Source organism: Permianibacter aggregans (assembly GCF_009756665.1).
GTDB lineage: Bacteria > Pseudomonadota > Gammaproteobacteria > Enterobacterales > Permianibacteraceae > Permianibacter > Permianibacter aggregans.
In genome coordinates this window covers 2330668-2356738 of sequence record NZ_CP037953.1, presented here as the reverse complement: position 1 = coordinate 2356738, position 26071 = coordinate 2330668, and the positions used below count along the sequence as shown (strand labels likewise).

Genomic DNA, 26071 nt, shown 5'->3' with positions numbered 1-26071 from the left:
TTATTTCCGGCAGGAATATTGTCCGCGAGCCCCACGGAGGAACCCTGGCCAGTTCGGTTGTCGACCCGGTAGTCAGACGGTTGGAGGCGAGTCTGTTCTTGATTGGCGCTTGCCAGCGCTGCGGACCTCCGCCGTTTCTCGCGTTTTCACACGCGCTATTCCGGCAACTCGCGTTTCTGGCGAGCGAAGCCCGCAAGATCAAAAACAAAAAAATAATCTTTACGGAGAGTTCCAAACTATATGAAAACGTCAAAACATGGCGTGGCGCCGGCCTTGCTCGCGCTCTCAATCACTGCTGCCTGTGCCAGCTTGCCCCTGCACGCAGCGGAAATTCGCGGTGCGTCCGCGAAAAATGTGATCCCAGGTCAGTACATCGTCAAGTTCCGCGAGGACCGCATTCAGGCCGCCGGCCTGCTGGCCAATGCCTCGACGATGGCGATGGACATGAACCGCCGTTACGGTGCTCGCGTTGAACACACGATTAATCACGTGTTCAAAGGCGCCGTCATGGTCATGGATCTGGCGGCGGCCCAACGCCTGGCCAATGACCCGGATGTCGAGTACGTCGAAGCCGACCAGGTCATGAGCATCATTGCCACCCAGAACAACCCGACTTGGGGTCTGGATCGCATTGACCAGACCAACCTGCCGCTGTCCGGCACTTACACCTACCCAGGCAGCAGCGGTGTTCACGCTTACATCGTTGACACAGGCATCCGCGCTTCCCATAACGAGTTTTCCGGCCGCATGGGCAATGGCTACGACGCCATCGGTGACGGCAATGGCACCAATGACTGCCAAGGCCACGGCACCCACGTCGCCGGCACCGTAGGTGGCACCACCTACGGTGTCGCCAAAAACGTCACCCTGCATGCCGTGCGAGTGCTGGGCTGTAACGGTTCCGGTTCCAACTCTGGTGTTATCGCCGGTATGGACTGGGTCGCCGCCAATGCGATCAAACCGGCTGTCGCCAACATGAGCTTGGGTGGCGGTGCGTCGCAAGCCACTGACGATGCCGTAGCGCGCATGACCAATGCCGGTATCACCGTCGTCGTCGCTGCCGGCAACGACAACAGCAACGCCTGCAACTACTCGCCAGCACGTGCGCCAAGCGCCATCACCGTTGGTTCGACGACCAGCTCCGATGCCCGTTCCAGCTTCTCGAACTACGGCTCTTGCGTTGATATCTATGCCCCGGGTTCGAGCATTCTGTCGGCCGGCATTTCCTCGAACACCGCCACAGCAACGCTGTCCGGTACCTCGATGGCATCGCCACACGTCGCCGGCGCCGCCGCGCTGTATCTGGCACAGAACCCGAATGCCAGCGCCAGCTCGACCACCAGCGCTCTGGTTAACAACGCCAGCAGCAACAAGATTTCCGGTATTCCTTCCGGCGTCAACAAGCTGCTGAACACGACGTTCCTGAATGGCGGCACCACTCCGCCACCACCACCGCCTCCGCCGCCACCGCCGTCTGGCTCTTCGGAAACCGAGCCGAACAACAGCACCTCGGCCGCTAACCCGATTAGCGACGGCGTGACGATGAGCGGCAATATGGGCTCCAGTTCCGACAACGACTATTACAAACTGACGTTGCCGGCTGGTGGCACCCTGAGCGTAACGCTGACCCCGAACTCGAGCTCCGACTATGACTTGTATGTCTATAACTCGAATGGCTCGTTGATCGGTCGCAGCGAACGCGGCACCGGCCAGGTGGACACGGTTACCGTGACCAACACCGGCTCGTCGGCGTTTACCCGTTACATCCGCGTCAAGTACTACAGCGGCGGTACCGGCAGCAGCAACGGCACCTACACGGTGCGCGCGACCTGGTAAACCCAGTCGACAACAGAAAGGCCAGCAATGCTGGCCTTTCTGTTTGCCGGAAAAGCGCTTCAGGCGGCACGAGGTTTGTAGCAGTCGTAGAACTCACAGAGCCACACCGGCACCCGCGCTGCCGGCATCGGTTTCGCGTACCAATAGCCCTGAATCGAATCGGCGCCCATTTGCTGCAGCAAACGCAGGGTTTCCGGTAGTTCAACACCTTCGACGGTGAAGTGGATCTGCAGGGTTTTGGCAATCGCACACAGATGTGCCAACACGCCCTGACGCTTGCTGTCCTGCAGTAAATCCTGGACAAATCGACGGTCGCATTTGACGCCGTCAATCGGCAAGTCGATCAACGCTCCGAGCGATGAAAAGCCGGTGCCAAAATCGTCCATGACAACACTGACGCCGATCATTTTCAGCGTGCTCAGTGTTTCGGTCAGCCGCTCGGATTTGGCCATCAGCGCATGTTCGGTCAACTCCAGTTGCAGCCAACCCGGTTCGATCTGCAGCTCGCGTAGTTGCCGGCGCAGCCAAGCCAAAAAATCCTCGGCCAGCAACGTATCCGGGGTGATGTTGACCGAAACACCGGCGCAACCTAACGAACGGCTGACCCAGAGTGACGATTCTTCCAGCGCCCGACGCAGAATCTGACGATCGACGTGCTCGGTCAGCCCTTTGCGCTCGCAAGCCAGCAACACCAGGTCTGGCGGCAACGGCCCAAGCTCCGGGTCGCGCACCCGCAGCAGCGCCTCCAACCTTACCGATGGGGCGCTACCCGATTGGTCGACAATCGGCTGGTAATGCAAATGCAAGGAAGCCGGCGCCATCAGTCGCGGCAAACGCTCGGCAATCAGCGCCAGCTGCTGCTCCATCAATTGCGCGGGCGAACCCGGCATGCTGCGCACCATCAGCAGCGCCCGATTCAACAACTCCTGACGGGCCTGTTCGACTTGCATCGCACGGCTGAAATAGACCATCTGCAACACGATGAACACCGCCAGCACATAAGGCATGAAGCTGTTGTCGAAACCGTGTGGGCCACCAATCGCTATCGGCAATGACTGCATCAACAACCAATGCAAAGGCAAAATGGCAGTCGCGACCATGGCTTTTTCGGCCCAACCCAAGGGCTCGAATGAGGCGTTCATCGCCCGCAGCCGCGCCGAGCGATGGCGTAACGCCATGGACACCGCAATGATGCTGGCCAAGCTCATCGCCGCCAGGGTAAACGGCCAGTCGATTTGCTGGTGCCATTGGCCGAACGCCTGCAGCACAAACAGATGCGCACAGAACATGCCGACCGCCAGGCCACAGGCGGCACCGACCACCATCAATGGCCGACGCGTGCTGATCAGCGACGGGACGGTAAATCGCGCCGACAACACCATCAGCAGCCAGGCCACCAGCAGTGGTCCGGAATGAATATCAAGCGCGGCAAATGCCGGGTACATGAAAAAACCGGCGACATCGAGCGCCCAAACCAGGCTGCCGATGGCAAGCGAGGTATTGGCGAAGGTCGCAAAACGCTCTTTATGGTCAACGGCAATGCCGGCATGTTCGACCAGCCGCTGACAAAGATGCACGACCAGCAGCGCGAACAGCACGTAGCCAAGCGCCCAGAATGACAGTGGAAAAGCGACGGTGTTGGTCGATACCAGCGGCAAAGCGACCGTGGCCAGCAGAAAAACGACGTCGGGCAGCACAAAGACCTCGACAAAATTTAGATCACATGGCCAACACCAATACTTATGAGTGGCCTCAGATTTTTATGCATCTTAGTACTAAAGCGCTAACTGCGTCACAATTCACTTCTCTCATTTCTGGTCGCCCGTGGCTGACCGTCAGTGCCGCTCGAATGGCCTTTTGCAGGCATTTTTTCGATCATTTTCAGCAAATACCGACGCTATCGTCAGCAATAACAGATTTGTATAGGTTTGGTAGCTGTGTGACGCAGTTCACATTTTTCGATCTGAGCGCGGGCGTAATTTCCGACTCGCGCCGGCACCGTGGAGGGACTGCTGGAATACCCGCAGGATAAGCGGCAAAAGCGGCAGAACGGGCGCAAGAACAATTATCAAAAGCCTTATTCGGAACCGTCCGGTTCCTACGGAGACACTCCTTTTATGAAATCCATTCAACGTGGCTGCAAGCCCGCGCTTGTAGCCGTGGCCGTTGCCTGTGCCTGCTCTTCCGCCCTCGCCGACCGCATTCCGATGCGTGATCTGGAACCAGGTTTCGACCGTCCAGCCTTGGTCGCCAAACAAGGTGGCATGACTGACCGCATCATCGTCAAATACAAAGATGGCAGCCAGGCCGTCGGCAAAACCGGCCATATCCTGACCACCAAGCTGAGCCAAGCCAGCAGCTATGCCGGCCAACCGATGAAGCTGTGGCGCAAAATGCACAACGGCGCCCAAGTGCTGAAAATGAATGCCCGCATCAGCGAGCGCGAAGCAGCCAAGCTGGCCGCGCAATTGGCGCTGGACCCGGATGTCGAGTACGCCGAGCCGGACCGCATCATGAAGCCGTTCCTGACCCCGAACGACAGCCAATACAGCTCGCAATGGCATTATTTTGAGTCAACCGGAGGCTTGAACGCCCCGGCCGCCTGGGATATCACCAATGGTGCCGGCGTTGTCGTTGCCGTGCTCGATACCGGCTATCGCCCACATGCCGATTTGAACGCCAATCTGCTGGCCGGCTACGACATGATTTCCGATTCCTTTGTCGGTAATGACGGCAATGGTCGTGACAGCGATGCCCGCGATCCGGGTGACTGGATTCTGGCCAACGAGTGCGGTGGCACCCACGCCGCCCAGGACTCCAGCTGGCACGGTACCCATGTCGCCGGCACCATCGCCGCGGTCACCAATAATGGCAGCGGTGTCGCCGGTGTCGCTTACGGCGCGAAAGTGGTGCCGGTGCGGGTACTCGGTAAATGCGGCGGTTATACCTCCGATATCGCCGACGGCATTATCTGGGCATCGGGTGGCACCGTTTCCGGGGTACCGGCCAACGCCAACCCGGCGAAAGTGATCAACATGTCACTCGGTGGTTCCGGCGCTTGTGATACCACCACCCAAAACGCCATCAATAGCGCCCGTTCACGCGGCACCGTCGTCGTCATCGCCGCCGGTAACGACAATGCCAATGCCAACAACTTCAACCCGGGTAACTGCGCCGGCGTCATTAACGTTGCGGCGACCAATCGCAGCGGTGGTCGCGCCTACTACTCGAACTACGGCACCAGCGTTGACGTCGCTGCTCCTGGCGGTGCCCAGTCCAGCTTCAACGATGCCAATGGCGTATTGTCTACCTGGAACAGCGGCACGACCACGCCGGGCAGTGACAGTTACATCTATATGCAAGGTACTTCGATGGCGGCCCCGCATGTCGCTGGTGTCGCGGCGCTGATCGCCAAGGTCAAACCGACCGCCACGCCGGATGAAATCGAGTCGATTCTGAAAACCACGACCCGCACCTTCCCGGCCAGCTGCTCGGGCTGCGGCACCGGTATCGTCAATGCGCTGGCGGCCGTGCAGGCCGCTCAAGGCACTGGCGGTGGCGGCACGACGATCAATGAATCGGAGTCGAACAACACCACCAGCACCGCTGATCAGATCAGCACTTCGGGCACCACGGTCAATGGCAACATGGGTTCCAGCTCGGATACCGATTACTTCAAGCTGAGCCTGCCGGCCGGCAAGACGCTGACTGCGACACTGACGCCGAATGCCAGCTCCGACTATGACCTGATCGTCTACAACTCGAACGGCACCGAGATTGGCCGCAGCGAGAAAGGCACCGGCCAGGTCGATGCGGTCACCGTAACCAACACCGGTACTTCGACGTTCACCCGTTATGTCCGCGTCGTCTATTACAGCGGCGGTACTGGTAGCACCAACGGCAAGTACACACTGAAAACCACGTGGTAATTCAGCGCGATAGCGTCAGTTGTAAAGCCAATTGACACATGAAAAACGGGCGGCAACGCCCGTTTTTCTTTGCCAAAAATATAATTGGTAAAGCGGTCTCAAAGGAAGTGAGCACTCCATTACATTTGCTCCAACAGATTTGTATGAGTTCTGTATCAATGTGAACTGGTTCACATTTTTCAGCCAGGCTGGACCAGTACTTTCGGCCCTCGCCGTACGGAGGGACACTCGCGAGGGAGCACTCAAGATCAACGGAAGTGTCGTAGGGACCGGCGAAAAACCATAACAAGACGAGGCCGACCGACTTCGTCACGGAGAGATAAGAATCATATGTACAGTCTGAAAAAAGCCACGCGCCCTGCCCTGGCCGCGCTGGCAGTTACCCTGGCCCTGCAATCCACCGCCTTTGCCTTCAGTGTTGATGGCCGTCCGGCGCTGCGTTCGCTTGATGAGCGCACAATGGAGTTGCAGGCAAACAGCGTCATGGCTGCCCATCGCGTCCAACAAGGCATGCGTACCGACCGCTTGATCGTCAAATACAAAGACGGCGCCCAAGCCACTGGCAAAACCGGCCATCTGCTGACATCGAAATTGAACCAGGTCAGCGCCAACACCGGCCGCTCGATGAAACTCTGGCGCAAAATGCACAACGGCGCCCAGGTGTTGAAACTGGATCAGCGCCTGCCGGAATCGGAAGTGATGGCCATGGCCCGGCAAATTGCCCTGGACCCGGATGTTGAATACGCCGAGCCAGATCGCATCATGAAGCCGTTCCTGACCCCGAACGACAGCCAGTACAGCTCGCAATGGCATTATTTTGAAAGTACCGGCGGCCTGAATGTGCCGGGTGCTTGGGATATCACCAATGGCGCTGGCGCCGTTGTCGCGGTGCTCGATACTGGCTACCGTCCGCATGCCGATCTGAACGCCAACATCCTGCCCGGCTACGACATGATTTCCGATACCTTCGTCTCCAACGATGGTAACGGCCGCGATTCCGATGCCCGCGACCCGGGCGATGCCGTTGCTGCCAACGAATGCGGTGGCACCCACTCGGCACAGGATTCCTCCTGGCACGGTACCCATGTCGCTGGTACGGTCGCCGCCGTGACCAATAACGGTTCCGGTGTCGCTGGCGTCGCCTACGGCGCGAAAGTGGTGCCGGTGCGGGTACTCGGCAAATGCGGTGGCTACACCTCCGATATCGCCGACGGCATCATCTGGGCCTCTGGTGGCAGCGTTTCCGGTCTGCCGAGCAACGCCAACCCGGCGAAAGTGATCAACATGTCGCTGGGTGGTTCCGGTGCTTGTGATACCACGACGCAAAACGCCATCAACAGCGCCCGTTCGCGCGGCACCGTCGTCGTTATCGCCGCCGGTAACGACAACAGCAACGCCAACAACTTCAACCCGGGCAACTGCGCCGGTGTAGTCAACGTCGCCGCGACCAACCGCAGCGGCGGCCGTTCGTACTACTCGAACTACGGCACCAGCGTTGACGTCGCCGCCCCTGGCGGTGCCCAGTCCAGCTTCAACGATGCCAACGGCATCCTGTCGACCTGGAACAGCGGCACGACTGGGCCGAGCAGCGACAGCTACATCTTCATGCAAGGCACCTCGATGGCGGCTCCGCACGTCGCTGGTGTGGCCGCGCTGATCGCCGCGGTAAAACCGGCTGCGACCCCGGATGAAATCGAAAGCATCCTGAAAACCACGACCCGTTCGTTCCCGGCCAGCTGCTCCGGCTGCGGCACCGGTATCGTCAACGCGCTGGCTGCCGTCCAGGCCGCCCAAGGCGGTGGCGGTGGTGGCAACACGCTGAGCAATGGCGTGCCAGTCACCGGTTTGTCGGCCAGCACCGGCAGCGACGTCGTCTACACGATGGATGTGCCAAGCGGCGCCAGCAACCTGAACTTCGCCATCTCCGGCGGTACCGGCGATGCCGATCTGTACGTCAAATTCGGCTCAGCGCCGACCGACAGCAGCTATGACTGCCGTCCGTACAAAGGCGGTAATGCCGAAACCTGCAGCTTCGCGACGCCCAGCGCCGGCCAGTACTACGTCCGGGTCAAAGCCTATAGCAGCTTCTCCGGCGTCAGCCTGAGCGGCAACTACAGCACCGGCGGTGGTGGTGGTGGCGGCGGTAACGTCGCGGAAGTGGAATCGAACAACACCACTGGCACCGCGCAGCTAATCAGCAGCTCCGGCAGCACGGTCAATGGCACCATCGGCTCCAGCTCGGATACCGACTACTACAAACTGACGCTGCCAGCCGGCGCGACCCTGACCGCCAAGCTGACCCCGAACGCCAGCTCCGACTACGATCTGTATGTCTATAACTCCAATGGCACCCAGATCGGCAAGAGCGAGAACGGCACCGGTCAAGTTGATACCGTCTCGGTCAAAAATACCGGCAGCAGTGCCTACACTCGCTATGTCCGCGTGGTCCGCTACAGCGGCGCCACCGGCAGCAGCGGTACTTACACGCTGAATCTGACTTGGTAAGCTAACGCAGGTGAAAGAGAAACGGGCCCGATTGGGCCCGTTTTTTTTGCCCCATCTCCCCTATCTCTTTTCATTGCAACTTTTGTGGTGGCAACGACGCTACTGGCATCCGGGGCGGCAAGGACAACGTAAAACTGGCATTATGTGCGCCCTTTGGTTTTCCCGGATTTGTTGCGTTTATGCTCTGGTTTTCTGTTGCCGTCGTCGCGGGAATCGCGCTATTGGTCTGGAGTGCCGATCGTTTCGTCGACGGTGCCAGTGCCACGGCCAATCATCTCGGCTTGTCGTCATTATTTATCGGCATGGTGGTTATCGGCTTTGGCACCTCCGCCCCAGAGATGATTGTTTCCGCGCTGGCCGCGCTCGACGGCGCACCGGCGCTGGCTTTGGGCAACGCCTATGGCTCCAACATTGCCAATCTGGCGCTAATCCTTGGCTGTACCGCGGCAATGGCACCGATTGTTATGCAATCGCAAGTCGTACGCCGGGAAATCCCGGTATTGATTGCTGTCTCGTTTGCCTCGTTATTGCTGCTACTCGACAAAGAGCTGAGCCGCTACGACGCCATCCTGCTCCTGGGGGTTTTCGTTTCCTATGTCGTCTGGGCCTATACCTCAGCAAAAACCGGCGGTCGCGACGAGCTCGGCAAGGAAATCGAAAAGGAACTGCCGAGAATGAGCCTCGGTGGCGGCCTGTTTTGGCTGCTGATTGGCCTGGCTTTACTGATGGCCAGTTCCAAATTACTGGTCTGGGGTGCGGTCGGCATTGCCTCCGCGCTGGGTGTTTCCGATCTTGTTATCGGCCTGACCATACTAGCGGTTGGCACCTCACTGCCGGAACTGGCTTCGTCCATCATTGCCGCTCGCAAAAATGAACACGATATCGCGCTCGGCAACATCATCGGCTCAAACATGTTCAACACCTTGGCCGTGGTCGGTATTGCCGGTGCCATCAAGCCGGCAACCGTGCCGGCGGAGCTGTTGACCCGCGACATGCCAGTCATGTTGCTACTGACCTGCGGCTTGATTTTGCTGGCGGTGCGGGGTCGCAATCATCGGGAAATTTCGCGCGGCGAGGGTGGGATATTACTGGCCGCGTTTGCCGGCTACACCAGCTGGCTGTTGTTGACGTTGTAAGCGTCGGGTCAGCCTGCGATGTTCGAGTTTGCGCTGGCCATCGTGCTTGGCTTGGCGCTATTGGTCTGGAGCGCCGACAAATTCATCGAAGGGGCCAGTGCCACGGCCCGCCATCTCGGTCTGTCATTATTGTTCATCGGTATGGTCGTTATCGGCTTTGGCACTTCGGCGCCGGAAATGATTGTATCGGCGATGGCCGCCGCAGAAGGCGCCTCGGATCTGGCGCTCGGTAATGCCTATGGCTCCAATATCGTCAACCTGACCTTGATTCTCGGTGCCACGGCACTGACGATGCCGATTCGGGTCGAATCACCGCAAATCAGCAAGGAAATTCCTTTGTTGATTGCCGCCACCGTCATCTCGTTCCTGTTGTTACTCGACCGCCAGCTGCAACGCTTTGATGCGTTGATCTTGCTGAGCATATTTGTTGTCTATCTGGCCTGGGCCTATCGTTCTGCCCGCGTTATCCGTGGCGACGATTTGGCGCGCGAGATGGCGGTGGAAATTCCTGAACTGCGCCTGTCCTTCGCGCTGCTTTGGCTGGTGTTGGGATTGGTCCTGCTGCTGGCCAGCTCCCGGTTGCTGGTCTGGGGTGCCATCGGCCTGGCGGAACATTTTGGGGTTTCGGATTTGCTCATCGGGTTGACCATTGTTGCAGTCGGTACGGCACTGCCTGAATTGGCTTCATCGATTACCGCCGCACGCAAACACGAGCATGACATCGCTCTCGGGAATATCATTGGTTCAAACATTTTCAACACGCTGAGTGTCGTCGGCATTGCCGGCAGCATTCACCCAGACACCATACCGGAAGCGCTATTGTGGCGAGATTTCCCGGTCATGCTGACACTGACGGTCGGCTTGATACTGGTTATTCGGCGGTATCGACAACGACAACTGATCTCACGCATCGACGGCAGCGTGTTACTGCTGTTTTTTTTCAGTTACACGATATTCTTGTTTGTCAGCCAGTAAGTCATTGCGGGCGGCAGCTCAGCTTTTATTGAAGATTGTTCAGCGAGCCCGGTAAAGCCTGAGCACTTTCATCGTGTTGCCAACGGAGCAAATTCGTTGGCACGGGCTTGGTGCCAATCCTGCCGCCAATGCACCGGTAGATCGTCGTCGTTCAACAAGGCATCGGGTTTCAGGAAATCATAAAGCTCGGCAAAACTGTGCGCGCGCAAATCGCCGGTGCGTCGGAAGAATCGATCCGGCGTGATTTCATCGACATCCCGCACGCCCATCGCGATCATCAATTCGCGCAGACTTTCCATGCTGCCATGATGAAAGCGATATACCCGCTCGAACTTGTCATCGACATCCAGGCCGTAGTAAAGCTTCGGATTCTGCGTCGTGATGCCGGTCGGGCATTTATTGGTGTTGCAGCGGAGCGCCTGAATGCAACCGAGTGCAAACATCATCGCCCGCGCGCTGTTACACAAATCAGCACCAAGCGCCATCGCCCGCACCATATGAAAACCCGTCATCAGTTTGCCACTGGCGATGATCCGTACTTCCTTGCGTAAACCACTGCCAACCAGCGCGTTGTGCACAATATTCCAGGCATCACGGGCCGGCATGCCGACCGAGTTGGAGAACTCCAGTGGCGCCGCACCGGTACCCCCTTCACCACCATCAACCGTGATGAAATCCGGCACGATGCCGGTTTCACGCATCGCTTTACAAATCGACAGGACTTCCAGACGACGCCCGACACAAAGCTTGAAACCCACCGGTTTGCCGTTCGCCAGCTCGCGTAAACGGGCAATGAATTCCATCATCTGGATGGGCGTTTTGAATTCCTGATGACGCGGTGGACTCAAAACATCTTCGCCGACCGGTACACCGCGAATTTCAGCTAATTCCTCGGTGACTTTACAGGCCGGTAACATGCCGCCGTGACCGGGTTTGGCGCCCTGCGATAATTTCAGTTCGATCATTTTCACTTCATCGCGCGCCGATTGTTCGCGAAACTTTTCCGGATCGAAACCGCCAGTAGGAGTACGGCAACCAAAATAGGCGGTGCCGAGCTGCCAGATCAAATCACCGCCCTGCAGGTGGTACGGCGAGATGCCGCCTTCGCCAGTGTTATGAGCAAACTGACCTTTTTTTGCGCCCAGGTTCAATGCCTTGATCGCGTTCGGCGACAGCGCGCCGTAGCTCATGCCACTGACATTCAGCAGCGACGAGGAATACGGCTGCTTGCACTGCGAAGATCCGATGATCATTCTTGGCGCGGATTCAATTGGCGGCACATCGGTCAGCGCATGGGCGACCCATTCATAACCGGTTTGGTAGACATCGCGTTCGGTACCGAATGGTTTGGTTTCCAACGCGCCTTTGGCACGCTGATAAACGATCGAACGCATTTCCCGCTCGATCGGATGGGCATCGATATTCGATTCAACAAAGTACTGCTGGATTTCTGGTCGAATGCTTTCAAACCAGTAGCGAACATGACCAATGACAGGAAAATTGCGCAGCACCGTATGGGGTTTTTGCAGGGCATCATAGAAGCCAATACCGATCAACGGTGCGAGCACAATCAGTGACCAGAAAATCCCCGGCCAGAAATAGCCGATGCCGAGCAACAGCACCGCGATGATCGCGGTGATGCGATAAAACCAGATTCTTACCATGCAGGAAACTCCTTTCTCGGCGCCGCCTTGTTGATGCGCAATGACACACCGAATGGAAATCACTTTTACAAAGCGTTACCGATCGCTGCTCGCCACGCTGCAATGCCCATGCTGATAATGTCGGCAGTAAACAGAAATCTGCTGTATTAATGGAGAACAACATGATCCGATTAATTTGTGGCGCGTTACTGCTAATCACCGCGTCAACACTGAGCGCCGATGAGCAGATGATACCTGCCAACGAGTATAGCCTGCAGGTCAGCCGACAAGGCCAGGGCGAGCGTATCGTCGTGTTCGAAGCCGGTTTCGGCACACCCGGACAGGTGTGGCAGGGCGTGATCGGGCAACTCGGTGCAGGCTTTACTGCCATCAGCTATTCGCGCGCCGGTATCGGCAAATCTGGTGGCCAGGGAAAAGTGAAAACGATCGCTGAACACCTGCAGGATTTGCATCTGGTGATCGACTCGCAAGCGGCGAATCAGCCGGTGTTGTTGGTCGGGCACTCTTACGGTGGGTTGCTGGTCACCGAATACGCGCGCCAACATCCGGAGCGCGTACAGGCCATCGTGCTGGTTGATCCGGCAACAATGACCCAGCGTTTGGCGTTCAAAGCCACGGCTGCCGAACGCATCGCCGCCGACGATCAAAAGTTATTGTCGATGTTGCCACCGGCGATGGCCGCTGATTATCGCGCCTTGACGACGCAATTGGATGCTGCCGCGCCCTCGACAGTCGCATTGCCGGATGTGCCGCTGATGTTATTGACATCGACTCGTGTTGAGAGCGAGCCGTTTGTGTTCGAGGAAACGCGTGAAGGCAAAGCGATTTGGAAGCAACAGCACACGCATTTGTTCGCACAGTTCAATCGCGGTCAGCACCAGTTCTTTGCCGATGCCGGTCACAACATTCATCGTGAACAACCAGCAGCGGTCGCCGAAGCGATAGAAACCGCGGCAAACTGGGCGCGCGCCAAACCCTGATCAAGGTTCGTGTTCCGAAAGCCGGACAGCGTTCATTTGCCAGATAGTCAATGTTTGGGTTCCCGCTTCACGATCGGAAGAAAAGTGTAGCTCTGAACCATCTTCAATGGCGACGAATCGGTTCGTCGAAACCGGAAAATAGTTGTAGTGGGAACCGCGAGGTGTGTTCACTTGCAAATGGTCAGCAACGCGCGAAATCTGCAGATTGAAACCGTGCGGCTGCACCCGATACGTACCGGCAAATTGGTCAAGTTGTTCGGTGTTGAGTCGGGCTAGCGGTCTTTCCTTCGGAGCGAAATCTGGCCACTGATAGGTGGCCGCAGCGGCACGCACCACCTCACTAATCAATTCATGACCGCCATTGGCGTTGGCCATCACGACGATGCCTTTGCCCAGATACGGATAAACCACCAGATAGGAGCGAAAGCCGTGGGTCCAGCCGGAGTGATCAAAATGCAACGCCTGACCTTCGCCATGAACGCCAGCTCCCAAACCCATATTGCCGATTGCTGGTGTCAGGTGCGCACGCGCCATTTCGCTGCTCAGTAAAGCATTCGGCTTGCGCTTGACGGAATCGATAAGGGCGATCGCCAAATTCGCCAGATCAGATGGCGTGCTCCAGAGCCAGGCGGCCGCCAATTCCGGATAGATCCTGCCGCAATCCGGTACCGGTGCACCGTTGAATTCATGCCCGCAGGCCACCGGTAAACCATCCTGTGGTTGTAGCGACAACTGATAACTGCTGTGCCTCATGTTGGCCGCGTGCAGCACGTTTTCTTGCATGTAACGGGCAAACGATTGACCACTGATTTCTTCGATTAGCTGTTGGGTAACCTGATAGCCACCACCGGAATAGCGATATTCGATACCGGGCTCATGAATAACGCGAATCGGCGCGGAATTGGCCGGCGCGCGTCCCTCGAGAATCTGGCGCGCTGAAGGAAGGGTTGAATCTACAGCATAGCCCGCAAAACTTCGCACTGAGACCCCACCCTGGTGGGAAAGCAGCTGTTTTAACGTAACGTCGCTGTTGGCGCTGCCGTCAGCATTACGCAACGTCCAATTCTTCAGATACGTATTGACGCTTTGCTCCAGTTTTAGTGACTTTTGCTCGACTAGTTTTAGCGCTCCGATGGCGGTTACCCACTTGCTGATTGACGCTGCCTGAAACCGGGCTGAAGGCGTCAATGCTTGGTCGCCTTTTGCTGACGGGCTGCCGTAACTGTTTACCCATTCAACGGTGCCATCGTTTATTAACGCGATACTGACACCGGGCACTCGGTAACGACTCATGCGCTGTTGGATAGACCAGGGGTGGATCGGCTGATCCGCGAAGATGATGGCCGGCAACAGATGATTTTCCAATTTTTTTTGGTGCTGCGTCTTATCCGGTTTGTTTTCCGCCAACGCCGTGGTGGATACGACGCAGCTCAGGAATAGCGCGAGTGGAATCATTCTCTCGTTCATCAAGCCCTCCTCTCTGGCCAGGTTATTTGTCTACGCAAAGCCGTGTTTGTAGAAAAAACGCGCTATCGGCACGTTTTTCCGTTACGGTTCTACTACGACGTCAACTCATCCGCTCCGGTTTGAATGGAGTCGTTTCCCTGGCCATTTGTTCGAATTTTTTCATCGTGGAACGTACAGCTTGCCAACCATGGATTACCAATGCGTAAGCGCTTTACAGGCATGATTTCAATTGATTAACAGCATACATTTTTCTTTAGGCTATGCTTATATAGGCCGTACGCTGTTAATTCTCATCGGCGGACTGTTCGGCAAGCAGACATTTATTTCGACCGGCTCGCTTTGCAGCATACAGTGCACCATCGGCACGAGTAATCATCTGCATCAAACTACTATCGCTTTGATGCCATTCGGTAATACCAACACTGATTGATAGCCTGATTGATTGTTGATCAAAAACTAACGGCGTTGTTGCGACATCGACGCGAATTTGTTCGGCCACATGCAAGGCTTTTTCACTGTCAGTATTTGGCAGGGCGATGATGAATTCCTCTCCGCCATAGCGTGCCAGAACATCGGAAGCTCGCACCTGTTTCCGGGCTATGTCGGCAATGTGTACCAATGCCTTATCGCCAACCAGGTGACCGTGCAAGTCGTTAACTTGCTTGAAGCGATCGACATCGATCAACATCACACTCAATGGCGTCTGGTAGCGGCGGGCTACCTCGTATAACTGCTGAGTCAACGCAAAGAACTGGCGACGATTGCATAAACCGGTCAATTCATCAGTACGCGCCATTTTTTGTTCACGGGATAACACCTGCTGCAGCTCGTGATGAGCCGACTCAATCTCACTTTTTGCCTGTGATAGATGTTGTTCAGCCAGCTTGCGGCTGGTGATATCCTGATTGACGATGATGGCGCCGGTCACCACACCTTTGCTGTCGAGCAGTGGCAACGCCGAGTTCAGAATGATCTTTTCCGAACCATCAAAGCACTGAATTCGAATTTCCTCGTCGATCGATACTTCGCCGTTCCGAATGGCTCTGGACGCGGCCCATTCATCTGCCTGAATCGGTTTGCCGGTGTCGAGCCACCAGCCCTTGTATTCACCGAACTGCTCGGGTTTGACGAAGCGGGCACCGGCCCAGATAGCGATGCCGGCCGGATTACCTTCGACGATTTGACCCTGTTGGTCCATGATCCAGACGCCGACCGGCAAGACCTCCAATACCTTGTGTAGCAGCCGTTCAGCGAGGATATGTTGCAGTTCGGTTTGCTTGCGTTCGCTGATGTTCTCGTACAGCACCAGAAAATAGCGTTTTTCTTGATATTGAAAGCGATTGATCTGGGCTGAAAACCAGTGCGTTGTCGAGGCCGTCCGACAGGCTAAATCAAAGCGAAGTACTAGGTCGCTCCCTGCCAGAAATGTCTGCCATTGTTGCTCGAAACCGGGTTTTTCTTGCTGATCACCATTGAGCAGGACGTCGGCACACAGGGACAGGTATCGACTGCCAATCGAGCTGTCAGTGCTGATCCGCCCAGATTCCCGCATGAATCGATTCCATGCCGGGTTGGCGTAGCAAACGATGCCGGACTCATCCAGTACGGCAATCTGCGACGGCAAGGCCGTCAGCAGCGCTTCGGCAAGTTCAAGCGGCATAGGCAGTCGCTCCGTCGGTATCGGCCAAAGACCGATGCCGCTGATGTCAAAACGCCTGGACTACTAGCCTCCCGGCAATCGTCAGCCAAGGCGTTACCTTGCCACAATAAAACTTCTGAACGTACCGGTGGTGCTTTTTTGTTCAGCTCATCTTTTCCGGTTTGAAAGCCATCGTTTCCTTGGCCATTTGTTCGAACTTTTCGACGTCCGGAATTTGTATCGTTTGCCCAGCCATGAAGGCCCGCACTTTTGCCGTCGGGCTGTCGCCCTCAATGGCTTGCAGCAAGTCTGGCGTAACCCGGGTCAAGCGCGGAATGCCGCCGACGACGATGGCGACATGCGGCACTTCCGGGTCCCCGCTTGGCGTGTTCAGAATTGCGATACGCGACAAACGGGTCAGCTGCGGCGCTTCCTGACCGAGCATCACTTCCATCGAAATGGTTGGCACATGGCGACCGCGCCATTGCAGGTAGCCGAGCAGCCATTTCGGTGCGCCTGGTTTCGGTTTGTCGACGTTACCGAAATAGGCCACGACTTCCGCGACGCCAACATTGGGCAGCAGCACGCTGTCGCCGGCGGCGGGGATAAGCAAGGAATAAACTTCTTGGGCGGCGGCCATAATGTACTCCGGTGTTACGCGTGTTGAGTTTGGGTTTTCGATAAATAGCGCTTGGTCAATTTTTCTGCCAATTGTTCCGGCGTCGCCCGTAACGACACGATGCCGGTGGCATCGATGGCATCAGGCATGACAGCGCTGGCGCAGCTCTCGGCATCCTGTACCCAGATGTCGCCACCAGCCCGATGCATCGCTTCCGCACCGCTGACGCCATCTTCGCCCATGCCACTGAAAATAATCGCATGGCTTTGCGCAGGATGAGCGATGGCAACATCATGCAGCACATCGTTGATGCAGGGTGAATACGGCGGCGTCCAGCTATGCGGTGAATGCACCACCTGGGCACCGTCGAGGAACCATAAGCGTTTTTCCACCGGCGCCAGCAGTATCGTGCCGGGCTCGATCAGCCCCGGTCGCGACAGCACATCAACCCGGTAAAAAGGATTGGCGCCTTCAAGGATTTTGCCGAGCACTGGCAGGAAATGCGGGTCGATATGCTGGACCAGCAGGAAGCAGACCGGCAGTGGTTCATTGAGCGCCGCGAAAAAGCGCTTCAGCGCGGCCGGACCACCTAGCGAGGCACCAATGACCCACAGATCACAGGGCAGCGGCTCATGGGTGACTGGCTCCAGTTCCTCGAATTCGTCACCACCGGCAACGGCTTCCAGCATCGGTACGCTGAGCACTTCCGGGCTGACGGTCGGCAACTCGACAAGCTCCGGCTCACTCTGTTGCACCTCGAATTCGACCGCTGAGTCACCTGGCGCACTTATCTCCGGTGAGTCGATGTACAGTGTTTCAGCAGCATGAAGTTCTGGCTCGGCGATTGAGAGTTCGGACTCTGATATATCCGCCGACACGCTCTCGGCATCGAGCGGCTGCCATTCCAGCTCCGATAACGCCTCGGGTTCGACCGATTCAAATTCCACCGACTCAAACTCAACCGGCTCGAATTCTACCGGCTCAAACTCGACCGCCTCGGTATGCTCGCTACTGAGCACCGGTACTGCGTCATTTGCCGACTCCATTGACGTCGGGGCGAGCACCGGGATATCCGCTTCATCACGGAGCACGGTCGGACGCTCAGTCAAATCCGACGACGGCAGTTCCTCGAACTCCAGTTCCGGCTCGAACGGTAACTCCAGCTCCACTGGCGGTTCGTTGTCACCGCTGCCGTGTTCGACCTGATGCAGTTCGGATTTGGCCTTGGCCAACAATTCAGCCAATGAATCGGCTTTCATCGTGGCCGTTGCGGCGGGCGGCGTTGTCGTCAGGCCGCGGCCAATGACATCAGAGGCGCGACGGCCGAATTCCGATTTCAATTCGGTTTTCGCCTGCCGCAGCAGCTCGTCTATGGCGCTGACAGGCTTGTCCTGTGCTGGCGGAGGTTGCTTGGCTTCAGCCAGCCGTCGCGCCTGATCCGCTTCGGCATGACGCTCGGCCTCGACTCGGCGGGCTTCCACAGCGGCCTGTTCGGCTTCGGCTTTCTTTGCCTGCTCGGCCCGGCGATGGGCTTCCTGGCGCTCGATTTCCTGGCGCAGAAAAGCCTGACGTTCCGCTTCTCGCTCAGCCTCGCGCTGTTGTCTCTGGATTTCAGCCTGGCGTTCGGCTTCGGCCTGTTCGGCAGCGAGGCGGGCTTGTTCCGCCTGGCGCGCGGCTTCTCGCTCGGCAGCCAGACGTGCTTCTTCTTGCCGTTTCAATTCTTCCTGGCGCAGCGCTTCCAAGCGTTCGGCTTCGCGTTTCGCGGCTTCTTGCTGACGCTGGATTTCGGCTTGGCGCTCGGCCTCGGCTTTCTCGGCGGCAATCCGCGCTTCTTCGGCCTGGCGAGCGGCTTCGCGCGCCGCAGCTAGACGTGCATCTTCTTGCCGTTTCAATTCTTCCTGGCGCAAAGCTTCCTGGCGAGCCAGCTCGGCTATTCTCGCTTCTTCAGCCTTGCGCAATTGCTCTTGGCGCAGCACCTCCAATCTTTCGGCTTCGCGCCGGGCAGCCTCTTGCTGGCGCTGGATTTCGGCCTGGCGCTCGGCCTCGGCTTTTTCGGCAGCAAGGCGAGCTTCTTCGGCGCGGCGTGCGGCTTCTCGTTCTGCCGCGAGGCGCGCCTCTTCTTGCCGCTTTAATTCTGCTTGCCGTTCGGTCTCGGCCCGTTCTGCCGCGAGTCGTTTCGCTTCCTGTTGCTCGCGAATTTTGCGCTCGGCTTCCTCTCTTTCTTCTCTAGCGCGGCGCTCGGCTTGTTCTTTAGCGTTGCGCTCTGCCTCTTGCTGAGCCCGAGCGGCTTCCTGAGCTTTGGCGATTTCGGCAGCACGAGCCTGAGCAGCGGCTTTGACGGCATCATCGCTAGCGCTTTCAGTGCGCAAACGCACCGGCTCCAACGGTTTGAAATCATCGCTGCGCTCGGCTGGATCTTTATCCTGCAAAAGCTGTTCGAGTTCTTCGATTTCTTTCAGCAATTCCGGATCGATAGACGAAGGCAGTGGCGTCAACTCATCGGATGGCCGCACTTCCGGTTTGCTTTTGTTGTCGGTTTTCGCTTCGACTTTCGGCGCCGCTTTGGCTTCACCCTTGGTATCGGCCGTATCCGATTTGCTGAATGCGATGTGGTGCGTGCTGGCTTTGGCCTCGTTTGCCGTAACGGGCATGTCGCTGTCGCCAGCCAGCTCTTCCATGCGAGTGATTAAGTTGCGCGCCCAGTAATCGAGGTGCGCTTGCTGGGCGATCGATTGGTGTTCGTTGAAAAAGATCGGCACATTGGAATGATCCATCAACTCGTCGAGCTTGTTGTGCCAATGGGCATCGTCGAGATCGAGCAGCCAGACATCGAGATGGCTGTCGCGGATATGCTGCTCAGTGAGATCTTTCGGTTCCAGCGCGTGCACGATTTGAATGCCCTGCTCGACCAGCAGACGCAGCAGCGTATTGCTGTTGTCATCACCTGAACCAATCAGGCCGACACGCAGGCGGGCGCTCATCAACCTGGCCTCAATTCAACGGCAACAACAACGAAAACCGCGGCCGTTTTTCGGCAGCGGTTTTCATCCCGAGCAACAGCGATGACATCAGACTTCGCTCAGTGCATCGGCCTGCAGCAATTCGCTCATCGTGCCGAGCAGTTCGACATCATTGAACGGCTTGCCGAGGTAACGGTTGACGCCGATTTCTTCGGCGCGAGCCCGATGCTTCTCGCCGGTACGCGAGGTGATCATGATGATCGGCACTTCTTTCAGGCGCTCGTCGTGGCGAATGATTGTTGCCAATTCGAAACCGTCCATGCGCGGCATTTCGATATCGAGCAGCATGATGTCCGGTTTGTGATCGTGCAGCACGTTGACCGCATCGACACCATCCTTCGCAGTGATAACGCGATAGGAATGGCGTTCGAGCAAACGCGCGGTGACTTTGCGCACGGTAATCGAGTCGTCGACCACCAGCACCAGCGGTTGCTTTTCCTCGACCACTTTCGTTTCTTCTTCCAGCGCCTGCACGGCGTCGGCACGACGCAACAGCGCTGGCAAGTCGAGAATGAACACGACACGGCCATCGCCAAGAATGGTCGCGCCGGACAAACCGGAAATATGCGACAACAGCGAACCAACCGATTTCACGACGACTTCGCGTGAGCCGAGCAATTCATCGACCTGCAGCGCCACTGGTTGTTCGGCACCGTGCAGCAACAGAATCGGAATCGGTTTGAACACGCCTTCGAAGCGCGGCGTCTGACGGTGATCGAGCAGCTGACCCAAATAACGCATACGGTATTGCTGACCGGCGTATTCGTATTTGCTGCTGTCATCGCCGTAGTAGCTCTGAATTTCGTACGGCGACACACGCACGATACCTTCGATGTTGGCCAGCGGAATGGCGAAGAAATCTTCGCCGACCTGCACCATCAAGGCTTGGTTGACCGACACCGTGAATGGCAAACGTACCGTGAAGCGGGTGCCGCGACCGCGTTCGGAATCGATTTCGATGCGGCCACCGAGTTCTTTGATCTCGGAAGCAACAACGTCCATACCGACACCACGACCGGAGATCTGGGTGACTTGTTCGGCGGTCGAGAAACCGGCTTCCAGAATCAGCGCCATCAACTCCTTGTCGGTCAGCGTTGTCGTTTCGGTAATCAGGCCGCGTTCGATGGCTTTTCTGCGCACCGCTTCGAGGTTGATACCGCCGCCATCGTCAGCCAGCTCAATAACGACTTCGCCGCCTTCGCGCAACAGTCGGATTTTGATTCGACCGGTTGCCGGCTTGCCAGCCGACTCACGCACGGCCGGTTTTTCGATGCCGTGGTCGATGGCGTTACGGAGCATGTGTTCGAGTGGCGCGACCATGCGTTCGAGCACGGTGCGATCCATTTCGCCATCGGCGTGAATGCCGATCTCCACACCCTTGCCAACTTCGTCGGAGATTTGTCGAACCATCCGCTTCAGACGCGGCACGATTGAGCTGAACGGCACCATTCGCGTGCGCATCAAGCCGTCTTGCAATTCCGAGTTGACCCGGCTTTGTTGCAACAACAGTGTTTCCGAATCGGCCGCCAAGGTATCCAACGACTCTTTCAGGTTCAGCAAGTCGCCTGCGGATTCCGACAACGAACGAGTCACTTCCTGCTGACGGGTGTAACGGTCGAATTCCAGCGGATCGAATTCATCGTAAGCTGAGCCGACCGCTTCCCGGCGGTACTGAATCTGCGCTTCGTTTTCGATTTCCAGGCTACGCAGCTGTTCGCGCAAACGGGCAACCGTTTGCTCCATCTCTTTCAAGTTGGTGCGCAGCACGGTCATCTGCTGTTCCAGACGACCACGGAAAATTGAGGTTTCGCCGGCGAGGTTAACCAAACCTTCCAAGGATTCGGCAGCGACACGAACGAACTCGCCTTGTAGTGGCGTAATCGTGCGTTGCGGCTCTGGTGCTTCGCGCGCCGGAAACGGCACGACCGCCGCCGGTTTTTTCGTTTCTGCTGCAGGCTTCGGTGCCGGTGTAGCGACGTCGCGCGGTGCTTCCACGACCGGCGCTTTTCTCGCCGTTTCGCGCTTGCCAGCGTCGATATAAGGATCTTCGCCGCGCAGCGCCGTTTGCAGACGCTGCCAGAACACGCTCGGCTTGGTCTGGGTGCGATGCTGGCGCACTTCGTTGATCAAGTCAGCCAGACGATCGCGCGCTTCTTGCGTCACTTTGATGTGCGCCGTGGTCGTTTGCTCGCGGCCATCGTTGATCGCTTCGTACAGGTTTTCCAGCTCGTGCGACAAGTCGCCAATGACGTTCAACTCTGACAGACGGGCGCCACCTTTCAGCGTGTGCAATTGACGCTGCAACAACGCCACGGCCGCTTTGTCGGTCGGTGCCGAGGCCCAAGCAGCAATGGTGTTTTCCATATCGTTGAGAATGTCGTCGGCTTCCTCCAGGAATACCTGCAGAATTTCTTCGCCGTCTTCATCGATATCGACCGTTTGCGGCTTGTCGCCGGCGGCATAGGCTTCCAGCGCGGCGCTGTCGACATGCAGTTCATCTTCACTGACAAAGGCGACATCATCAAAGGTGAACGTGTCTTCGGCTTTCTGTTCCGGTTTCGCCGTATCGCGCAGCGCAAAGCCTGGCATGACTTCGACTTCTGGCGCTTTGGTTTCCGCCGTTTCGATTGTCGGTGTGTCGATGCTCACCGGCTCGGCAGGCGTCGCCAGCTCCGGCTCTTTGACTGAGGATTCTTCCGTCATCGACGGATCGGTCACATCGCCACTGATTTCCGGTGTGCTTTCGGTTTCGGTTTCGGTTTCGGTTTCGGTTTCGAAACCAAAATCGACCATGAAATCTTCGTCGCGCAGTTCCGGCTTTTCCGCCGCAACCGGTGCGGGTTGATAGCTGTTGATTTGCGCCACCAGATCAACCGGGATCAATGGCGTCTGATCGGCAGCGATGCGGTCGAACTGGTCGAACAGCGCAACATTACCTTTCGCGGCCAACTGGAAAAACGCTTCATCGGGTTGCGCAATGGCGTTCTGGAAGAACTGACCAAGCAAGGTCGCCAGCGATACCACGGCATCGAGCTGCGCGGTTTCGGCGGCTTGCTGCAGCGTGGCCATCAACTCGACCAGATTGTCTTTGGCGGTTTCGTCTTGCGCATCCTGCCAGGATTTCAGCGCCAGATCGGCATCGGACACCAGATCCAAAGCTTCCGACAGGAACAGGTTCAGTACCTCCGGATCGCGCTTGCCGGTTTCTGCCGTCTGCACACTCAGGTCCAGCGCTTCAGCACGCGCTGCCAAGGCATTCAGCTTGCTCTCGTCCGGTGATTGACGTGACTGCAGTTGCGGCAGCACATGACGCAGCTCCTGCTTGCTTTCATCAAGCAAGGCAAGCAACTCATCCGGCACATGGGCGTCGCGGTTTTGCAATTCGCGCACGTGTTTTTCCAACGGCGTCATGACCGCAGCAATGCCTTCGAGTTGCGCCATCCGGGCACTGCCTTTCAGGGTATGCAAGGCACGGATCAATTCGTCGCTGACTTTCGGCGAGAACGGCGACAACGCGGCATCGGCAATGAAGCGCTCGATGCTGTCGAGATGACCACCGGCTTCGCCAGCAAAAATATCGTAGAGGCCGTTGACCGGTTCTTCTTCGACTTCCGGCAACGCGAACTCGCCCATATCGATGGTTTCTTCGACTTCCGGCAGTTCTGGCGTCGGACTCAAGGCGTCGAGGGTGTCGCCGATTTCTTCGGTTTCCGGCAGGCTGATCTCACCGAACTCTTCATCAGGGGCGTGGAATGCCGCTTCCGGATCCATTTCGGTCAGCATCGGTACTTCTTCGGCGCTTTCTTCGCTGACCGCTTCGCCGAATTCTTCCGGCAGTTTGTGCTGTTCGTCGACCGGTACATCGAGCATTGGTACGTCGAGCGCCGTTTCATCCAACTGCAATTCCTCGGCAGTCGGGATTTCCAGCGTCGGCTCGATCTCGACCGGCATTTCGTCGGCAATGGTAAATTCCGGTGTTTCGGGTGCCGTAGCTTCTGGCTCCGGCAGGCTCACTTCCGGCTCCGGCACGACTGGTGCCGGTGCTTCGGCCACCGGAGTCGGCGCTGGTGCGGCGGCTGGGGCTACCTCGCCTTTGGCCAGGGCATCAGCGCGAGCCATCAACGCTTCCGGCCGCAAGCTTGGCTCGGTCTTGTTGGCGAATGCCTGATGCAGCGCCGGAATGACCGTATGAGCGGCATCGCGGACGACGGCAAAGACTTCACGAGTGACTTTCAGTGTGCCGTCGATGACCCGGTTCAGCATGTTTTCCATGGACCAGGCAGTTTCGCCGAGCAACGAGGCGCCAACCAGACGCCCGGAACCTTTCAGCGTGTGGAACGCGCGGCGTATCGTGATCAGGCTATCGCGATCGTCTTCGTCTTCTTCCCATTTCGGTAAGCATTCGCGAATGACCTCGAGCTGCTCGGCCGCTTCTTCGATAAAAATCTCGATGACTTCATCATCGATCATGTCGTCATCGCTTTGCGCGCGACTCGGCGGCGGTGTCGGCGCCGGGGCGGGCGTCGGTGCAGGGGCGGCTGCGACCGGAGCGGGTGCCTCAGCAGGCGCTTCCGGTGTTTGCAGCGCTGCAGCGATTTGATCGTGCGCGGTTTCCGCCGAAGCCAGCACCGAGGCCAGGCCTTCGCCACCAGCTTCCTGCATCGATTCCAGGAAATATTCGACCGAAGTCAGCACGTCGGCCAGGGCATCGAGCAGTGAGGCGTCAGGCACTTGCGAACGGGCAACGACGCGTTCGGCCAGGAATTTTTGGCAGGTGCCAACCATATCGGCCGCTTCCGGCAAACCAATGATCTGCAAACCACCCTGCACTTCGACCAACTGGGTCGGCACGCCTTCCAGCAGGCGGTGGTCCCAATTCGAGGCCATGAAGTCAATGATCGAATCTTTGCACTTTTGAATATTGCCGCGGCATTCGTTGATCAGCACTTCGCGGGCACTGTCGAACTGCGCTTCAGCGGCGATTTCTTCTTCGCTGTGCTCGGATTTGGCATCGGCATCGGTTTCTTCGGCGGCGAGCGCGGCGGCGTTGGCGGCGACGGTCGCGAGGTTCGCTTCAACAAACAACAACGCACCGGCGATGTCCATGACGTGGGCATCGGTCGGCATCTGTCCGGAGTCAGCGACCGTCTGCAGCGATTTGACTTGCTGACGCACGGCATCACGCGGCACACCCAAACCGAGCATGCCAAGCGTATCGGCGATCTGGCGCAGAGTGGGCAACAAGCCAAGCAAATCTTGCGGCTGGCGCTGCTTGCTGCGTACGAACAAATCCAGGCCGTCTTTGACGCCGGCCAAATCTTCATTGAGCGCGGTCAACACGGTGCGAATCGCGGTGGCATCGGAGCCGGTCATCCGGCGCCGTTCGGCTTCCAAGTCATCAGCGCTTGGCAACGCCGCACGCAGATCGAACGCTTTTTGCAATTCTTGCAAACGGGCACTGGAGCCTTGGGCACAGGCGACGTAATAGAGCAGGTTTTTCAGCAAATCGGCCGGCACGTCGTGGTCCAGCACCATGACGCCTTCTTCACCGAGTTGTTTTAAATACTTGTCGACTTGACCGAGCAGCGCATGCACCGACGCATTTTTATAGTTCTGGTTTTCGGCAATTGCTTCGATGAAGCCGCCAGCCACCCACCAGAGCATCGCGATCGGGCGGTCACTGCAAATGTGTTCGAGTCGCTCGACGACTTTGTACAAGCGCGTCAGGCTTTCTTTGATTTCCTGATTACGCAAAACGCCGAGCAAACCGCGCTGGAAATGATGGCGCAGTTTTTTCGCCATCTCCTGGTATTCGGCATCGCTTTGCGGTTGATCCGCCAGTGGCGCACGATGCGGTGCAACCACACCTTCCAGTGTCGGGGTAAAGATGGCGCTTTCGCTGAGCAGCGTTTCGCCGCGCGAGGCGCGCAAATCGTTCAGCAGCGGTAACAGAATGACCGGTAAATCGCGCTGACCGGCTTGCACCCGCTCAAGATAAGTCGGCAGCTGCAACACCGCACCCATCAGCACTTCCATCGCCCGGGGCGGCAATTTCACTTTGCCTTCAGCAATCGCCTCGGCCAGATATTCCATTTCTTCGGCAAACAGGGCAGCGCCGTAAAATTCCAGCATTTGCAACGTGCCGCGCACCTGATGCAAACAGGAAACACAAAACCGGATCTGGGTCGTGTCCTCGGCATTTTCCGCATACGCTTCCAACGCCTGGCGCGCTTGATCCAGGGTTTTGTTGACTTCTTCACGCACCCATTTAAGGGCGAGTTGATCATAGTTATCGGCCATG

At 57.5% G+C, this 26071-nt stretch carries 13 protein-coding genes; 6 read left to right on the top strand and 7 right to left on the bottom strand.

The annotated features are described in order from the left end of the window. Positions 1-240 precede the first annotated feature (240 nt). Complete coding sequence (locus E2H98_RS10395; RefSeq protein WP_133589496.1) at positions 241-1836, top strand: S8 family peptidase; 1596 nt, start codon at positions 241-243, stop codon at positions 1834-1836. 59 nt (positions 1837-1895) lie between these two features. Here the strand turns inward: E2H98_RS10395 and E2H98_RS10390 are convergent, their stop codons facing one another. Next, positions 1896-3533 (bottom strand): EAL domain-containing protein, encoded by a 1638-nt coding sequence (locus E2H98_RS10390; protein ID WP_133589498.1) that lies wholly within the window; start codon positions 3531-3533, stop codon positions 1896-1898. Between the two features lie 420 nt (positions 3534-3953). Between E2H98_RS10390 and E2H98_RS10385 the strand changes: the two genes are divergently transcribed. From E2H98_RS10385 to E2H98_RS10370, 4 genes are all read left to right on the top strand, one after another. Beyond that, positions 3954-5765, top strand: coding sequence for a S8 family peptidase (locus tag E2H98_RS10385; RefSeq protein ID WP_133589500.1), 1812 nt, complete (start codon positions 3954-3956; stop codon positions 5763-5765). A 330-nt stretch (positions 5766-6095) separates the two neighbouring features. Further along, positions 6096-8270, top strand: a complete 2175-nt coding sequence (locus E2H98_RS10380) for a S8 family peptidase (RefSeq protein ID WP_133589502.1) — start codon at positions 6096-6098, stop codon at positions 8268-8270. A 179-nt stretch (positions 8271-8449) separates the two neighbouring features. Then, positions 8450-9406, top strand: a complete 957-nt coding sequence (locus E2H98_RS10375) for a calcium/sodium antiporter (RefSeq protein WP_133589504.1) — start codon at positions 8450-8452, stop codon at positions 9404-9406. An 18-nt stretch (positions 9407-9424) separates the two neighbouring features. Further along, positions 9425-10381 (top strand): calcium/sodium antiporter, encoded by a 957-nt coding sequence (locus E2H98_RS10370; RefSeq protein ID WP_133589506.1) that lies wholly within the window; start codon positions 9425-9427, stop codon positions 10379-10381. Positions 10382-10449: 68 nt separating this feature from the next. Here the strand turns inward: E2H98_RS10370 and E2H98_RS10365 are convergent, their stop codons facing one another. Further along, on the bottom strand, positions 10450-12045 hold the full coding sequence (locus tag E2H98_RS10365) for an FMN-binding glutamate synthase family protein (RefSeq protein WP_133589508.1): 1596 nt from the start codon (positions 12043-12045) through the stop codon (positions 10450-10452). Positions 12046-12206: 161 nt separating this feature from the next. Here E2H98_RS10365 and E2H98_RS10360 point away from each other — a divergent pair, with 161 nt between their 5' ends. Further along, positions 12207-13025 carry an alpha/beta fold hydrolase gene (locus tag E2H98_RS10360; protein ID WP_157591337.1) on the top strand — a complete coding sequence of 273 codons (819 nt, stop codon included), beginning with the start codon at positions 12207-12209 and terminating at the stop codon, positions 13023-13025. Here the strand turns inward: E2H98_RS10360 and E2H98_RS10355 are convergent, their stop codons facing one another. The 5 genes from E2H98_RS10355 to E2H98_RS10335 all read right to left on the bottom strand — a co-directional run bounded on the left by E2H98_RS10355 (position 13026) and on the right by E2H98_RS10335 (position 26070). Then, positions 13026-14492, bottom strand: coding sequence for a serine hydrolase domain-containing protein (locus tag E2H98_RS10355; RefSeq protein WP_133589512.1), 1467 nt, complete (start codon positions 14490-14492; stop codon positions 13026-13028). A gap of 283 nt (positions 14493-14775) precedes the next feature. After that, positions 14776-16152, bottom strand: coding sequence for a sensor domain-containing diguanylate cyclase (locus E2H98_RS10350; RefSeq protein WP_133589514.1), 1377 nt, complete (start codon positions 16150-16152; stop codon positions 14776-14778). A 142-nt stretch (positions 16153-16294) separates the two neighbouring features. Further along, positions 16295-16771 (bottom strand): chemotaxis protein CheW, encoded by a 477-nt coding sequence (locus tag E2H98_RS10345; RefSeq protein ID WP_133589516.1) that lies wholly within the window; start codon positions 16769-16771, stop codon positions 16295-16297. Between the two features lie 14 nt (positions 16772-16785). Continuing rightward, positions 16786-19731, bottom strand: a complete 2946-nt coding sequence (locus E2H98_RS10340; protein WP_133589518.1) for a chemotaxis protein CheB — start codon at positions 19729-19731, stop codon at positions 16786-16788. Between the two features lie 87 nt (positions 19732-19818). Continuing rightward, positions 19819-26070, bottom strand: coding sequence for an Hpt domain-containing protein (locus E2H98_RS10335; RefSeq protein WP_133589520.1), 6252 nt, complete (start codon positions 26068-26070; stop codon positions 19819-19821). Position 26071 lies beyond the last annotated feature (1 nt).